We start from the raw sequence: 14197 nt of genomic DNA on the forward strand, positions 1-14197 counted from the left end.
CCCGCCGCCCTCGCCCCCATCGAGGTCGGCGGACTTACGGAGTTTGCGCCAGAGGTTGTAGGCGGCGTGGCCCACCTGTCCGAGGTCGTCTCGTTCGACGATCAGCCATCCGGATCCGTCGATACGGCTGCCGCCGCCTGGTCCGGTGTCAGGCGTGGCCGCCTGGTCGAGCTGCATGGCGGTGCCAGTCGGTTCGGCCCCGCCGGCGCCGTTCTTGAGGTGGTTCCACTCCTGTTCGAAGGACATCCCGTCCACCGCTCCGTCCGCATACCGAGCCGCGCAGTCGCTCTCCACGGCACGTGTCTCTACCGTTACGCACAGGCACCGGCGAGAAGCGTAGTGAACTTGTCACTCTCTGGGGAGAGGATTTGGGCGCTCCGGGTACTGGTTACACACCTTCGGCCACCACGAGCCGGTAGCCGACATCGACGGTGTCGCGCGCGAGCAGGTCGGCGTAGCGGGTGTGCCAGCGGCCGGTCGTCAGGTCGTCAGCGAGCCGGTTCAGGCCGGGTGCGAGGGCGTCCTCTCCGGTCTGGGCGAGCATGGAGATCCCCGCGCGTACCTGCGGGTCGAGGTAGGCGTGCGGGCGGCGCCAGTAAGCGGCGGCGAACCCGTCCGTACAGTCGTGCGGGACGGGCACCGGCTCCGGACGGGCCCCGCCGAGCAGGTCGGCCAGCCGGCCGGGCGGGACGGCGCGGGTGTCGTCGAACGCGGCTACGGCGGGGAGATAGTCCCGCACCAGCCAGAACCGCTCGCGGAAGAGCTGCTGGTCCCACGTCAGGATGACGATGCGACGGCGGGCGACCCGGCGCAGTTCGCGGATTCCGGCCGCCACGTCGGTCCAGTGGTGGATGGTCAGCAGCGCCATGACGGCGTCGGCGGCGTTGTCGCGCAGCGGAAGCCGCTCAGCGACCGCCTGCGCTGCGGGCGCGGAGCCCTGCGGGCGCTGGGCCAGCATGATGCGGCTGGGTTCGAGGGCGAGGACGGTCCGCGGGGGTTCGTACGAGCCGGTGCCCGCCCCGACGTTGATCACGTCCTGGGCGTCTCCGAGTGCGGCGACGATGCGCGCAGCGATCCGCGGATCAGGCTGCCGTGTGCGCCCATAGGTGGCGCCCAGCGTGTCGTAGGTGGCCATACCGGTCAGTATGCGGACGAGTGTTCGCCGGTCACCACAGTGCGCGCGGCGAAGCGCCCCTCGTATCGCAGTTCGGGGTTGTGCCTCACTTGCCCCGGCTCGCCCGCAGCATCTCCTCGATGGCCGAGAGCCGTTCCGCGAGGCGGTCGATGTCGGCCCGTGTCGCCTGCTGGGCCTCCGGGCTGGGGACGACGAGCAGCCTGCCGTCCGGCTCCAGGCTGCCGTGTTCGACGGTCTTGACGGTGCCGCCCGTCTGCAGCCGTACGGCCTCCTCGACCTCTCCGGTGCGCAGTCCGAGCCGCTGTACGGCGCGGCGGATGATGTGGCCGTCCTCGATGACGGTCGTCGGCTTGCCCTCCAGCAACTGGGCCGTGTGCCCCTCGATCGCCAGCAGCCTGTTGACGAGCGCGTTGACGCCCACCAGCGTGGCGGCACCCACCACGCCGCCGAGCAGGCTGTAGTCGCTGCCGATGACGGCGTTCTGCACGACGTTGGACAGCAGGAAGATCACCACGAAGTCGAAGGTGTTCATCGACGCCAGCCCCCGCTTCCCGGCCAGCCGGAACAGTACGACGATGACGACGTACACCAGGATGGTCCGCACAATCTTCTCGGCGATCGGGATCTGGATCGTCACCATGTCGTGCCACATGTCCACTGGTCTTCCTCCGGGTTCCGGCTGATATCGCAAGCCCAACAGTGGTGTTGCGGTTACCCGGAACGCGCCCCAACCCGCGGAGAGGGAACGAAACTCCCACCGTCCCGCCTCCCCGGGAGCTCTCCCCGGGGAGGCGGGGCGGTCGAGGGGTCACCCGGCTTCTCGCGTACCTGAGCCGGGTACCGGCGGCGCGGAGCTGCCCGGGCTTCGCCGCAGCTGCGCTGGCAGCCACCAGGCACGCTCGCCGAGCAGGGACATCACGGCGGGCAGCAGCACCCCGCGTACGACGGTCGCGTCGATGAGGATGGCCGATGCCATGCCGAGGCCGAGCATCTTGTACTCGATGGCGGACAGCGTGAGGAAGACCGAGAAGACGCCGATCATGATGAGCGCCGCACCACTGACGACCCCGGCGCTGGCCGCGATACCGCCGACGACCGCCTCGCGCGGTTCCGCACCCCCGAGCCATCGCTCCCTGATCCGGCTGAGGATGAAGATGTGGTAGTCCATGCTCAGGCCGAACAGGATGATGAACATGAACAGCGGAAGCCAACTGACCACGCCCCCATAGGAGTTGAACCCAAGGAGTGATTCCAGGTTGCCGTCCTGGAAGACCCAGGCCAGCACTCCGTACGCGGCGCCGATGGACAGCAGATTGAGCAGGATCGACGCCAGCGGGATGGTCAGCGACCGGAACACCACCATGAGCAGGAGGAACGCCAGCCCCAGGATGAAGGCGAAGACGACCGGGGTCCGGCTGTTCACCCGCTGCGCGAAGTCGTGCGGCATGGCCGTCTTGCCACCGACTGCGTACTCGACGCCCTCCATCCCGCCGAGCGCGGCGGGAAGCGCGTGGTCGCGCAGGGTTCCCAGGGCGCGGTCAGCGGCGGGATCGGTGACGGCGCCCGCGAGCGGCACCCGCACCACCATCGCGCCGCCCACCGGCACGGCCGTGATCGGCTCCCGCAGCGCACCGCCGCTGTCGGCGGCCTGCCTGTGCAGCTCGTCGATCGCCTCCCGCACCTGGGGGGTGTCGGCCGGGGCGCCGTCCGTACGGTCGATGACCACCCGGGCCGCGGTGGCCGCCCCGGGAAACTGCTTCTGCATGTGGGTTGCCGCGTCCACCGCCGCCGAGACGCCGGGGGGCAGGCTGGCCGTGACCGCGGCGTCCTGCAGCCGGATTCCGAGCGCGGGCAGCGCCATGACCAGCAGGGCCAGGGCTGCCGCCGCTCCGGCCGGCACCGGCCGCCGTGCGACCGCGCCCGCCACCCGCCCCCAGAAGTGCGACTCCCTCGCCGCGATCCTGCGCCTGCCCAGCCAGGGGATGCGGGCCTTGTCGACGCGGTCGCCGAGCGCGGCGAGTAGCGCGGGCAGCACCGTCACGGCACCGAGCACCGCCAGGCCGACCACCAGAACCGTTCCGGCGGTCAGCCCTTTGAAGACGTCGACACCGGTGAACAGCAGCCCGGTCATGCAGACCATCACGGTCAGGCCGGAGGCCACCACGGTATGGCCAGAGGTACGCGCCGTGATGCGCAGCGCCTCGCGCACATCGTGTCCGGCCGCCCGTTCCTCGCGTACGCGGCGGAGCGAGAACAGCGAGTAGTCGATGCCCACCGCCATGCCGATCAGCAGCACGATGGACGAGGCGGCGCTGTTGAACGGCACCCAGTGACCGACCAATTGCAGCAGCCCGAACGCGGCCGCCACGGTCGTCGCCGACAGCAGCAGAGGTATCCCGGCAGCGACCAGCGAGCCGAAGACGGCCAGCAGCACCAGGACCGTGAGCGGCAGGGAGGTCGTCTCCGCGCGCTTGAAGTCGTCCTTGATCCCTTCGTTGACCGCCTGGGAGAGGCTGTGGTCGCCCGCCTGGTCGAGCCGTACGCCCGGGTGGTGCTCCCGCACCCGCTGCACGGCCCGCACAGCCGCCGCGTAGTGCGCCGCGAACCGGCCGTCGGGCCCGGCGATTTCGAAGGTTACCAGCCCGGAACTGCCGTCCTTCGATATCCAGCGCCGGCCCTGCGCCTGAAGCGGGGAACCGATCTCCCGCACCGCGCCCGGCGCCCGGCGCAGCTCGGCCACCAGCTGCTCGGTGGCCGCCCGCAGTTCGGGGTCGGCCGCGAACTCCCGGCTTCCACCGCGGGCGCGTATCAGCACATTTTCCCTGATGGAGCCGCCGCTGCCCTGTGCGTCCACCAGTTGCTCGGCGCGGCCGGCCTCCCCGGGGTCGACCGAGCGGGCAGCGTCGCCCGTCGCCACCGTGCTGGACAGTACGGCGACCACGACCAGCACGAGCCATCCGGTGATCGCCATGGCGCGGTGCCGCGCCGACCATCCCGCCACGGCCTCGACCACACTCCGGCGCTCCGATGGCTCCGCTCGCTCCGACGGCTCCGAGGCGACCGTGCCGGCGCCGGGCCCGGTGCTGTCCGGTGGGCTGTGCACCGACTTGCTTTTGGGCAGCATGAGCTGCTCTCCTCTTTCTCGGTGGAGTGTTCCTGCGCAAACTCGCCCGCGGCGAGGTGGTTCGGCTCCCCGTTGTCCGGGCCGTCGAGTTGCCGCTCGACGGCCCGGGGTGTCTCCCCGGGGGGTTACTCGACGTCCTTGAGGACCCGTTCGATGGTGTCCGTCCGCTTCGTCAGGTCGGTGACCTTGCCGCCGATCTCGGCCAGTTGCTGCTCGATCCGCTGCTGTCTGTCCGCGGCGTCTTCGGCGAGCTTCTTGTACGCGCTCTCGTGGGCCAGCTGAGCCGTGGCCCGCCGCCCGGCGGCTGTTCGCCAGACGAAGGTGACGACCACGGCGATGAGCAGCGTGAACATCCCGATCGTGCCTATGACTTCCTGCCACTCGTGCTCGTTCAACGCGGTGATCCCTTCTCGATGGTCAGCGTCTCGGCGGCGCTCGCCAGGAACTCCGGTGTCAGGTGGACCGAGAACGGGTTCACCTCGTAGAACTTCATCGCTTTGCCGTCCTCCGACAGCTCCAGCCGGGAGGAGACCAGACCGGCCGCCTCCAGCTTCTTCAGATGGACCTGGAGCAGCGCTCTGCTGATGTCCAGCTCTCGCGCCAGCCGGCTCACGTAGTTCCGCCCGCCCGCGAGAGCTGCGACAACCCGCACCCGGTGCGGGTTGGACAAAGTGGCCAGCACCCGCACCAGGTCGTCGCCCGTGCAGCACATGCAAAGGAATATTAGCAGGTGCCTACTTACATATGCAGGAAGGTTGACCGACTGCCGACAAGTGGCCAAGGATCGCGGCCATGCCTTCCAGAGCCACGCAGACGTCCACCGGCAGCCGGCCCAAGCGCGGCCGGCTGCGGCGGCTGGGCGAGATCGCCTTCGGGATGCTGCTGCTGGCGCGGGCCGGGCTGATGGCGCTGATCGCGCTGGTGCTGGTGGTGGCCGGGGTGTGGACGTCGTGGGACACCGCGACCACCGCGATGTCGGGGAGCGAGCGCGGCACCGTCACCGTCGCCAAGTGCGGGGACGACGAGTGCACCGGGACGTTCCGCGGCGCGAAGACGTCGAAGCCGGAGCGGGTGACCGTCTCGGAGTTCGTCTCCGGAGGAAAGGGCCGGACCGTGGATGTGGCAGTACAGCCCGGTACGGATCACGTCATACGGACCGGGCCCGCCGGGATCCTGTACGCCTGGGTGCCGCTGGGCGGCGCGCTGCTGCTGGCCTCACTGGTGATCGCGGGCGGTCTGCGGATGAAGAAGACGGCCCTGCTGACCGGCGTGTGCGGGGCGCTGATCATGGGCGGGGCCTGGGCGCTGCTCGCCTTCTGAGGAGCACCACCCAGGCCCGTACGCCACCGCAGACGCCGCGGACTCAGCCCGTGTTGCGCAGGCCCGCCGCCACACCGTTGACGGTCAGCAGCAGCGCGCGGCTCAGGTTCTCGTCCGGCTCCTTGCCCTCCGCTGCGGCCTGCCGCTGGCGGTGCAGCAGGGAGACCTGGAGGTAGGAGATCGGGTCGAGGTAGGCGTCGCGGATCTTCAGCGTCTTCTGGAGGACCGGGTTGGCCTCCAGCAGCTCGCTCTCACCGGTGACGCGCAGCACTTCCTCCACCGTGCGGGCGTGTTCGGCCTCGATGGTGGCGAACACGTGCCGCAGCTCCTCGGGGACCAGCGTCTCGACGTAATGGCGGGCGATCCGCAGATCCGTCTTGGCCAGTGTCATCTCGACGTTGGAGAGGAAGTTGCGGAAGAAGTGCCAGTGGGTGTGCGCCTCTTCCAGCACGCTGTCGAGCCCGGCCTCGCGGGCTGCCTTCAGGCCCGTACCGACGCCGAACCAGCCGGGGACGATCTGCCGCGACTGCGTCCAGCCGAACACCCACGGGATGGCCCGCAGCCCGTCCAGACCCGCGCCGGTGTCGGGGCGGCGGGAGGGGCGGGAGCCCAGGTGCAGCTCGGCGAGCTGGTCCACCGGGGTGGAGGCGAAGAAGTACGCGGGCAGGTCCGGGTCCTCGACCAGCTCGCGGTAGGCGCGGTGCGCCGCGTCCGAGACGGTGTCCATGGCCGCGTCCCAGCGGGCCAGCGCCTCGTCGGACTGGCGGGGTGCAGTGTGCAGGGCCGACGCCTGGAGGGTGGCCGAGACCGTCAGCTCCAGGTTCTCCCTGGCGAGGGAGGGCACCAGGTACTTGTCGGAGATGACCTCGCCCTGCTCGGTGACCTTGATCTCGCCCTCCAGGGTGCCCCAGGGCTGGGCGAGGATCGCATCGTGGGTGGGGCCGCCGCCGCGGCCGACGGTGCCGCCCCGGCCGTGGAAGAGCCGCAGCCGTACGCCGTGCCGGTGTGCCACGTCACGCAGCCGGCGCTGGGCGCGGTGGATCTCCCACTGGCTGGTGGTGATGCCGCCGAACTTGGAGGAGTCGCTGTAGCCGAGCATAACCTCCTGGAGGTCGCCGCGGAGCGAGACCAGCTTGCGGTAGGAGGGGTCGGAGAGCATCGCGTCGAGCAGTTCGTCGGCGATCTTCAGCTCGTCGGTGGTCTCCAGCAGCGGCACGATGCCGATCCTGGCCCAGCCGCCGTGCAGGTCGATCAGCCCGGCCTCCCGGGCCAGTACGGCGGCGGCGAACACGTCGTCGGCGCCCTGGCACATCGAGATGATGTACGACTCGATGACCTCGGGCCCGAAGGTCTCCAGCGCCTTGCGGACCGTCTCGAAGACGCCGAGCGTCTTGGCGCCGGCCGCGTCCAGCGGCGCGGGACTCGGGGCGAGCGGGCGGCGGGAGCGCAGCTCCTTGGCGAGCAGCCGCTGGCGGTAGTCGCGCGGCATGTCGGCGTAGCGCCAGGACTCCTCGCCGAGCCGGTCGAAGAGCTGGCCGAGCGCGTGGTGGTGCGCGTCGGCGTGCTCGCGTACGTCCATGGTGGCCAGCTGGAGGCCGAAGGCGGCCGTGGTGCGGATGGCGCGCTCCAGGCGGCCGTCGGCGACCAGGCCGCCGCGGTGCTCGCGCAGCGAGTCCTGGATGAGGGCGAGGTCGGCCAGCAGCTCGCCGGTGCCCAGATAGTCCCAGCCCTCGGTGTGCGGCAGCTTCTCGGCCAGCCGGGTGCGGGTGTTCAGCAGCTTCTGCCGGATGCAGGTGGCCTTGAGCCGGTAGGGCTCCTCGGCGTTGAGCCGCTTGTAGCGGGGGCTGATCTCCGGGAGCCGGGCGAGGTCCTTCTCCAGGGAGTCCAGCAGCGGCTGGGTGGCGCCGCAGTTGCGGATCGAGTTGGAGAGGGCGCCGCGCAGCTCGTCCACGTGTGCGAGGGCGTCGGAGATGCCGTGCTCGTGCTGGAGCAGCAGCACATCCCAGGTGACCGAGGGCGTGACGTTGGGGTTGCCGTCGCGGTCGCCGCCGATCCAGGTGCCGAAGGTCAGCGGGCGGGTGCCGGACGGCAGCGGGGCGCCCGCGCGCTCCAGCTCGGCCGCCAGGTCCTCCAGCACATCGCCGACGGCACCGCGGTGCAGCTCGTCCAGGTAGTAGATGGCGTTGCGGGCCTCGTCGGCGGGCTCGGGGCGGGCGACGCGCAGCTCGTCGGTCTGCCAGACCAGGTCGACGTTCTCGGCCAGCCGCAGATCGGTGCGGCGGCGCTCGGCCGCGCCCGGCCGGCCGTCGGTCTCCTCCAGCAGCTCCGCGATCTTGCGCAGCTTCGTCAGCACCGAGCGGCGGGCCGCCTCGGTGGGGTGCGCGGTGAAGACGGGGCGCACGGAGAGGTGACGCGCCGTGTTCGCCAGGTGCGCCGGGTCGGCGTCCTTGAGCATGTCGGCGGTACGGGCGAGCATCCCGCCGTCCCCGGCGCGGCGCTGCCGCAGCTCGCGGCCGCGGTGCACCTGCTCGGTGACGTTGGCCAGGTGGAAGTAGGTGGAGAAGGCCCGCACCAGCTTGGTCGCGGTCTCCAGATCGGTCTCGCCCAGCAGCTCGGCGGCTGCCTCGCCGTCACTGCGGGTGAGCGCGCGTACCCGCTCGACCAGGTCGAGCAGTTCCGCGCCCTCCTGGCGGACCAGCGTCTCGCCCAGCAGATCGCCCAGCCTGCGGATGTCGGCACGCAGGGCCGAGGACGACTCGGGGGCGTCCACGCTGTCCACGCCGGTGCCGTGACTGCCGGATCCCCCGCCGGATACCTTCCCGCCCGCGGCGCCTGACACCGTCCCGGGGTCACTCGATCCGGGCAGGTTCTCGGACGGCTCGGGGGTTCGCTGATTGCTGTCGGCGCTGCTCACAGGTGCGGCTCCCTTGCGGGGTTGCTTCCCTTGCGGGGTTGCTTCGGGCAGGTGGCGGACCGCGCTGTCCGACGCAACAAGGATAGGTCGGCCCCAGCGTGGTACAGCACTTCCGTCCGAGGGGTGGGCAGCGCGGCGGATCCCGCCCCGGCGCGCACCCCCCTTGTCCCGTGACTCACGGCTGCCATACTTACGACGCCGTAGGTTACGGAACCGTAGCCAAGCCGAGGTCCAACGAGGGACATCTATGACGACAAGCCCGGACGTGCTCGACAGTTCACCGAAGCCCGCCCCCGCCGACTCGCCGCAGGGGGCCTCCCCCGAGCCACTGCCGTCCGCGACGCTGGGCGGTGAGAAGCGGCGCTCCGCGGAGCAGATCGCGCTGCTGCTGTTCATCACCGTTCCGTTCGTGGCACTGGTGGCCGCGGTGCCGCTGGCCTGGGGATGGGGGGTGAGCTGGCTGGATCTGGGGCTGATGGTCGCGATGTACTTCATCGGCTGCCACGGCATCACGATCGGCTTCCACCGCTACTTCACGCACGGCTCCTTCAAGGCGAAACGTCCGCTGCGCATCGCCCTGGCCGTGATGGGCTCGCTGGCCGTGGAGGGCCCGCTGGTGCGCTGGGTCGCCGACCACCGCAAGCACCACAAGTTCTCCGACGCCGAGGGCGACCCGCACTCCCCGTGGCGCTACGGCGAGACCATCCCGGCGCTGATGAAGGGCCTGTGGTGGGCGCACGTCGCCTGGATGTTCGACGAGGAGCAGACCCCGCAGCACAAGTACGCGCCCGACCTGGTCAAGGACCCCGCGCTGCGCGCCGTCTCCCGCCAGTTCGTGATGTGGACGGTCGTCTCGCTGATGATCCCGCCGCTGGTCGGCGGGCTCGCCACCTGGTCGTGGCAGGGCGCGGTGACCGCGTTCTTCTGGGGCTCGCTGGTGCGCGTCGCACTGCTGCACCACGTCACCTGGTCGATCAACTCCATCTGCCACGCCGTCGGCAAGCGCCCCTTCAAGTCGCGGGACCGCTCGGGCAACGTGTGGTGGCTGGCGGTCCTGTCCTGCGGCGAGTCCTGGCACAACCTGCACCACGCGGACCCTACCTGCGCCCGGCACGGCGTCGAGCGGGGACAGATCGACTCCAGCGCACGCATCATCCGCTGGTTCGAGAAGGCCGGCTGGGCGTACGACGTGCGCTGGCCGAAGTACGACCGGCTGGACTCGCGCCGCAACATGGACGGCTCGCGCCGCCGCAAGCTGTCGCAGACGGCACAGGCAGCACAGCCGGCACAGGCGAAGGAGAGCGCCCCGCACAGCGCGGAAGCGGACCCGGCGGCCATCGACGCCTCGGGCTCGGACTCCCGCCGTCCGGAGCAGTCGGCCAGGGCGGCATGATGCTGTGCTGACCCCGGGGCCAGGCCAGACCCCTGGGCTCCCAGCAAGCCAACCAACAGGGAAGGCCCACCCCGTGCCGACCGACGAGACGACGCCGCCCTTCAGCGGCGGGACGCCGCCGTCCAGCAGTCCCAAGAAGCGCGCCCGGCGCCGGATGACCGGCAAAGAGCGCCGCGAGCAGCTGCTGGACATCGGCCGCACCCTCTTCGCCGAACGCGGCTTCGAAGGGACGTCCGTCGAGGAGATCGCCCACAAGGCCGGGGTGTCCAAGCCGGTCGTCTATGAGCACTTCGGCGGCAAGGAGGGCCTGTACGCGGTCGTCGTGGACCGCGAGATGCGGCGCCTGCTGGACATGGTGACGGGGGCGCTCACGGGGGGTCACCCCCGTGAGCTGCTGGAACAGGCCGCGTTCGCGCTGCTCGACTACATCGAGCAGTACACCGACGGCTTCCGCATCCTGGTGCGGGACTCCCCGCTCCCCCAGTCGACCGGCACCTTCGCCTCGCTGATCTCCGACATCGCCACCCAGGTCGAGGACATCCTCGGCCGCGAGTTCAAGAACCGCGGCTTCGACGCCAAGCTCTCCCCCCTCTACGCCCAGGCCCTCGTCGGCATGGTCGCCCTGACGGGACAGTGGTGGCTCAACGTCCGCAAGCCCAAGAAGGCCGAGGTCGCCGCCCACCTCGTCAACCTCGCCTGGCACGGCCTCGACGGCCTGGAACAGAAACCCCGCCTGATAGGCCACCGCCGGTCCTGAACCACGAGGTCCGTCACCGGTCACCCGTTCAGATGGTTACGGTCGGAGCCGCCCGCTAGCGTGGGGACGCAGGCCGAGAATCCCACTTATGGGAGGAACCATGACTGCCGAGCCGATCGCCGGGCACGAGCCCGATCCCGAGCGTCAGCCCGCGCCTGAGCCCGGCAGTCGCTGGCCCAGGCCGCCTCAGGACGGATACATCGTGGACGACCTGTTCACGCTGCCCGACCTCCCGCCGCATACCGAGTTGATCGACGGGAGTCTGGTTTTCGTGAGTCCGCAGCGGGATTACCACAGCATTGTGATCGACTTGCTGCTGACCGGTCTGCGCAGGAGCGTCCCCAAGACTCTGAAGGTGCGCCGCGAGATGGCAGTCGTGCTGGACCGTAAGAACGCTCCCGAGCCCGACATCTGCGTGGTGAACGCCGACGCCGTTTCCGACCGGAGCGTGACGCGGTACGCCGCGCGGGACGTCCACCTCGCGGTCGAGGTCGTCAGCCCCGAGTCGGAGGCGCGTGACCACGACACCAAGCCGCACAAGTACGCCGCAGCGGGCATTCCGAATTTCTGGCTGGTGGAGCGGGCGGGGGTCGATGAGCATCTGGTGGTGCGGGTCTATGAGTTGGACCCGGTCACCAAGGCATACGCGCTCACCGGCATCCACCACGACCGCCTCAAGGTGAGCGTGCCGTTTGTGGTCGATATCGACATCACGTTGGAAGCGCTCGACCAGTTCTGACGTTCTGTCGCAATCCCTCCCACCAGGTACCCCCCTAGGATCGGGCGCGCCCTCTCCCCGCGAGTCCCTGGAGCCGTCCCCCATGCCTCGCCCGCCGCGTATCTCCCGCCCCGCCGTGCTCGACGAGGCGCTGCGCACGCTGGACGAGGAGGGGATCGAAGCGCTGTCGATGCGCAGGCTGGCGCAGCGCCTGGGGGTGACCAGCCCGTCGCTGTACAAATATGTCCGGGACCGCGAGGGCGTGTTCGAGGCCGTCGTGGACGCGATCGTCCAGGAGATCAACGAGGGCTGGAGCCCGACGGGGAGCTGGCGCGCGGAGCTGGACGGGATGGCCCGCCGCTACTTCCGCACCTTCCGCCGCCACCCCCACGCGGTGCCCCTGGTGATGCACCGCCCCACCCGCAACCAGCGCTCCCTCGACAGCTTCGACACCGTGCTCAACGTGCTGACAGCGGCGGGCTGGCCGGTGCGGAACGCGGCCCGCGCCGTCCTGCTGACCGAGTCCTACGCGCTGGGCGCGACGCTGACCGCCGTCAGCCCCGGAGTCCCCCTCACCTCCGAGGACTTGGCGAGCCGCCCGACGCTGGCCGCCGCCCTCATCGGCGAGCACAGCACCTTCCGCCTCACCGAGGAGGACTTCGAGCACGGCCTCAAGCTCGTCCTGGACGGCATCGCCCGGGAACTCGCCCCGGAGCGGAGCCCGTTGGAGCACTGAGCGGAAAATCCTTCGGTTCGCGCGCACGCGTGTGCGAAGCTCCCCTCGCAGTGTGCCCGAGGTGAGCACATGCCGGACCGCGGAGGACGAGGATGTTCGCGATATCCCTGGGCGACGACGGCGCCGAGCTGCGCCCGCTGGAACCGTGGCGGGCCGAGGAGTTCCTGGCCCACATCGAGCGCGGGCGGGAGTTCATCGGACAGCACGTGGGGCTGCCGGACGCCAACAAGGACCTGGCTTCGGCCCGCGCCTTCCTCCAGTCGTACGCGGACAAGGCCGCCACCGACACCGGGCGGATCCACGGCATCTGGACGGCGGACGACAAGCTGGTCGGCGGGGTGCTCTTCCGGACGATGGACCTGGCGCAGGGCACCGCCGAGGCGGGCTGCTGGCTGGAGCCGTCGGCGGTGGGCAAGGGCCTGGTGACCCGGGCGGCGCGGGTCATCATCGACTGGGCCGTCCATGAGCGCGGCATCCACCGCGTCGAGTGGCACGTCTCCTCGGCGAACGAGCCCAGCATCGCGGTGGCCCGCCGGCTGGGAATGACGAGGGACGGCGTGCTCCGGGAGAGTTTTTTCTATCGGGGTGCGCGGGCGGACATGGAGATCTGGTCGGTGCTGGCACCGGAGTGGAAGGCAGCACAGCGGCGATGAGAGGGGTGCCCCTCACGGGGCACTCAGCGTTTGACCGCGACCACGAACACCCGGCGAAAGGGGAACGCCGTCGTGCCGTCCGCGCCGCGTGGGTACGCGGCACGCAGCGCCTCCGCGTACTCGGCCAGAAAGTCATCGCGCGCAGCGGGGTCGTCACCGAGCCGGGCGAGTACGGGCCGGAGGGTGGTGCCCTTCACCCATTCGAGTACGGGATCGGGGCCGGTCAGCCGGTGGAGGTAGGTGGTCTCCCAGGCGTCCACGTCGCAGCCGTCGGGACCGAGAGGGGCCAGGATCTCCGCGTACTCGGCCGGGGTGAGCACGGCATCCACGGGGGCGGCGGCAGCGATCCGGCCGCCCCAGCGCGCGGAGCCGCACAGCTCGGCCAGCAACGTATGGCTCGGTGCGGAGAAGTTGCCGGGCACCTGGAAGGCGAGGGTGCCACCGGACGGCAGGGCCGCGATCCAGTCGGGGAAGGCGTGCTGGTGGCCGGGCACCCAGTGGAAGGCCGCGTTGGAGAAGAGCAGCCCGAAGCTCTCGGCGGGGTCGGGGCGCCAGCGGGCGAGGTCGGCGTGGGCGAAGTCGAGACGACCGGGCCGAGCGTGCGCCTCGGCCTCGCGCAGCATCTCCGGTGAGTTGTCGTATCCGGTGATGTGCGCCTCGGGCCAGCGTTCGGCCAGCGGCGCGCTGGGGCCGCCGGGCCCGCAGCCGAGGTCGGCGATCCGGACGCGGGGATGGCCGGGCAGCCGGCCGGGTACGTGTGCGAGAAGATCGAGGACAGGGCGCAGCCGAGGCCCGGAGTGCCGGAGATACTGCTGGGGGTCCCACATGGCAGCAGGGTGCACCGCCGCTCTCTTGACGTCAAGAGACTTCATGTCGACAGAACCTCTACACTGATCCTATGGAGGACGAGGTCGACCGTTTGGTGGCAGCTTGGCGCCGGGAGCGCCCTGACCTCGACGTCGAACCGCTCGAGGTGCTCAGCCGGGTCAGCAGACTGGCCCGGCACCTGGACCGGGCCCGCCGTATCGCGTTCTCCGAGCACGGCCTGGAGCCGTGGGAGTTCGACGTGCTGACCGCGCTGCGCCGCGCCGGCACCCCCTACCAGCTCTCCCCCGGCCAGCTGCTCACCCAGACGCTGGTCACCTCGGGGACGATGACCAACCGCATCGACCGCCTCGCCAAGAAGGGGCTGGTGGAACGGCTGCCCGATCCCAGCGACCGGCGGGGCGTCCTGGTGCGGCTGACCGTCGAAGGGCAGGACCGCGCGGACAGCGCACTGGCCGGACTGCTCGACCAGGAGCGCGCCATCCTCGCCGAGCTCTCCCCCTTGCAGCGCGGCGAACTGGCCTCGCTGCTGCGGCAGCTGACGGCGCCGTTCGACAACATCCCCATCTGAACGACCGCACCGCAGCCGCAGCCGACCCCGGTCGGCCGAGTGCCCTACCCC

General features: G+C 70.6%; 14 protein-coding genes and 1 pseudogene. 7 read left to right on the plus strand and 8 right to left on the minus strand.

What is annotated here, in order from left to right; translation table 11 throughout:
- From ITI46_RS28550 to ITI46_RS28575, 6 genes and pseudogenes are all read right to left on the minus strand, one after another.
- Positions 1–246: pseudogene (locus ITI46_RS28550) on the minus strand (hypothetical protein); the annotation flags it as partial.
- A 142-nt stretch (positions 247–388) separates the two neighbouring features.
- A complete protein-coding gene (locus ITI46_RS28555) occupies positions 389–1135 on the minus strand; it encodes a methyltransferase domain-containing protein (RefSeq protein ID WP_209242804.1) in 747 nt (248 codons plus the stop codon).
- Between the two features lie 85 nt (positions 1136–1220).
- Positions 1221–1787 carry a DUF421 domain-containing protein gene (locus tag ITI46_RS28560; RefSeq protein ID WP_209242816.1) on the minus strand — a complete coding sequence of 189 codons (567 nt, stop codon included), beginning with the start codon at positions 1785–1787 and terminating at the stop codon, positions 1221–1223.
- Between the two features lie 156 nt (positions 1788–1943).
- The gene (locus tag ITI46_RS28565; protein WP_209242805.1) at positions 1944–4259 is read right to left on the minus strand and encodes an MMPL family transporter; all 2316 of its coding nucleotides are present in this window, start codon (positions 4257–4259) and stop codon (positions 1944–1946) included.
- Positions 4260–4384: 125 nt separating this feature from the next.
- On the minus strand, positions 4385–4654 hold the full coding sequence (locus ITI46_RS28570; RefSeq protein ID WP_209242806.1) for a hypothetical protein: 270 nt from the start codon (positions 4652–4654) through the stop codon (positions 4385–4387).
- On the minus strand, positions 4651–4971 hold the full coding sequence (locus ITI46_RS28575) for an ArsR/SmtB family transcription factor (RefSeq protein ID WP_209242807.1): 321 nt from the start codon (positions 4969–4971) through the stop codon (positions 4651–4653). Before ITI46_RS28575 ends, ITI46_RS28570 begins: the two co-directional genes overlap by 4 nt.
- Positions 4972–5051: 80 nt before the next feature.
- On the opposite strand from ITI46_RS28575, the gene ITI46_RS28580 reads away from it, so the two are divergent.
- Positions 5052–5579 (plus strand): hypothetical protein, encoded by a 528-nt coding sequence (locus tag ITI46_RS28580; RefSeq protein ID WP_209242808.1) that lies wholly within the window; start codon positions 5052–5054, stop codon positions 5577–5579.
- A gap of 43 nt (positions 5580–5622) precedes the next feature.
- Here ITI46_RS28580 and ppc read toward each other — a convergent pair whose 3' ends face one another.
- Positions 5623–8358: a phosphoenolpyruvate carboxylase gene (gene ppc, locus ITI46_RS28585; protein WP_307808359.1), complete on the minus strand. Its 2736-nt coding sequence runs from the start codon at positions 8356–8358 to the stop codon at positions 5623–5625.
- Positions 8359–8740: 382 nt separating this feature from the next.
- Here ppc and ITI46_RS28590 point away from each other — a divergent pair, with 382 nt between their 5' ends.
- From ITI46_RS28590 to ITI46_RS28610, 5 genes are all read left to right on the plus strand, one after another.
- Complete coding sequence (locus tag ITI46_RS28590) at positions 8741–9886, plus strand: acyl-CoA desaturase (protein WP_209242810.1); 1146 nt, start codon at positions 8741–8743, stop codon at positions 9884–9886.
- 154 nt (positions 9887–10040) lie between these two features.
- Entirely contained in the window at positions 10041–10643 is a 603-nt protein-coding gene (locus ITI46_RS28595) for a TetR/AcrR family transcriptional regulator (protein ID WP_221506569.1), read from the plus strand.
- Between the two features lie 100 nt (positions 10644–10743).
- Positions 10744–11382 carry a Uma2 family endonuclease gene (locus tag ITI46_RS28600; RefSeq protein WP_209242812.1) on the plus strand — a complete coding sequence of 213 codons (639 nt, stop codon included), beginning with the start codon at positions 10744–10746 and terminating at the stop codon, positions 11380–11382.
- Between the two features lie 82 nt (positions 11383–11464).
- Positions 11465–12097: a TetR/AcrR family transcriptional regulator C-terminal domain-containing protein gene (locus ITI46_RS28605; protein WP_209242813.1), complete on the plus strand. Its 633-nt coding sequence runs from the start codon at positions 11465–11467 to the stop codon at positions 12095–12097.
- Positions 12098–12189: 92 nt separating this feature from the next.
- Positions 12190–12750, plus strand: a complete 561-nt coding sequence (locus ITI46_RS28610) for a GNAT family N-acetyltransferase (RefSeq protein ID WP_209242814.1) — start codon at positions 12190–12192, stop codon at positions 12748–12750.
- A gap of 23 nt (positions 12751–12773) precedes the next feature.
- On the opposite strand, the gene ITI46_RS28615 is transcribed toward ITI46_RS28610, so the two are convergent.
- A complete protein-coding gene (locus ITI46_RS28615) occupies positions 12774–13622 on the minus strand; it encodes a trans-aconitate 2-methyltransferase (protein ID WP_247746741.1) in 849 nt (282 codons plus the stop codon).
- Positions 13623–13648: 26 nt separating this feature from the next.
- Here ITI46_RS28615 and ITI46_RS28620 point away from each other — a divergent pair, with 26 nt between their 5' ends.
- Positions 13649–14146, plus strand: coding sequence for a MarR family winged helix-turn-helix transcriptional regulator (locus ITI46_RS28620; protein WP_209242815.1), 498 nt, complete (start codon positions 13649–13651; stop codon positions 14144–14146).
- The last annotated feature ends 51 nt before the right edge of the window (positions 14147–14197 follow it).

Origin of the sequence: Streptomyces oryzae (assembly GCF_017676365.1) — a bacterium.
Lineage (GTDB): Bacteria > Actinomycetota > Actinomycetes > Streptomycetales > Streptomycetaceae > Streptomyces > Streptomyces oryzae.

Bases quoted from the DNA above. Each gene is read 5' to 3' on its own strand.
- ITI46_RS28555 (WP_209242804.1), bottom strand. From the start codon at position 1,135: ATGGCCACCTACGACACGCTGGGCGCCACCTATGGGCGCACACGGCAG.
- ITI46_RS28560 (WP_209242816.1), bottom strand. From the start codon at position 1,787: ATGTGGCACGACATGGTGACGATCCAGATCCCGATCGCCGAGAAGATT.
- ITI46_RS28565 (WP_209242805.1), bottom strand. From the start codon at position 4,259: ATGCTGCCCAAAAGCAAGTCGGTGCACAGCCCACCGGACAGCACCGGG.
- ITI46_RS28575 (WP_209242807.1), bottom strand. From the start codon at position 4,971: ATGTGCTGCACGGGCGACGACCTGGTGCGGGTGCTGGCCACTTTGTCC.
- ITI46_RS28580 (WP_209242808.1), top strand. From the start codon at position 5,052: ATGCCTTCCAGAGCCACGCAGACGTCCACCGGCAGCCGGCCCAAGCGC.
- ITI46_RS28590 (WP_209242810.1), top strand. From the start codon at position 8,741: ATGACGACAAGCCCGGACGTGCTCGACAGTTCACCGAAGCCCGCCCCC.
- ITI46_RS28595 (WP_221506569.1), top strand. From the start codon at position 10,041: ATGACCGGCAAAGAGCGCCGCGAGCAGCTGCTGGACATCGGCCGCACC.
- ITI46_RS28600 (WP_209242812.1), top strand. From the start codon at position 10,744: ATGACTGCCGAGCCGATCGCCGGGCACGAGCCCGATCCCGAGCGTCAG.
- ITI46_RS28605 (WP_209242813.1), top strand. From the start codon at position 11,465: ATGCCTCGCCCGCCGCGTATCTCCCGCCCCGCCGTGCTCGACGAGGCG.
- ITI46_RS28610 (WP_209242814.1), top strand. From the start codon at position 12,190: ATGTTCGCGATATCCCTGGGCGACGACGGCGCCGAGCTGCGCCCGCTG.
- ITI46_RS28615 (WP_247746741.1), bottom strand. From the start codon at position 13,622: ATGAAGTCTCTTGACGTCAAGAGAGCGGCGGTGCACCCTGCTGCCATG.
- ITI46_RS28620 (WP_209242815.1), top strand. From the start codon at position 13,649: ATGGAGGACGAGGTCGACCGTTTGGTGGCAGCTTGGCGCCGGGAGCGC.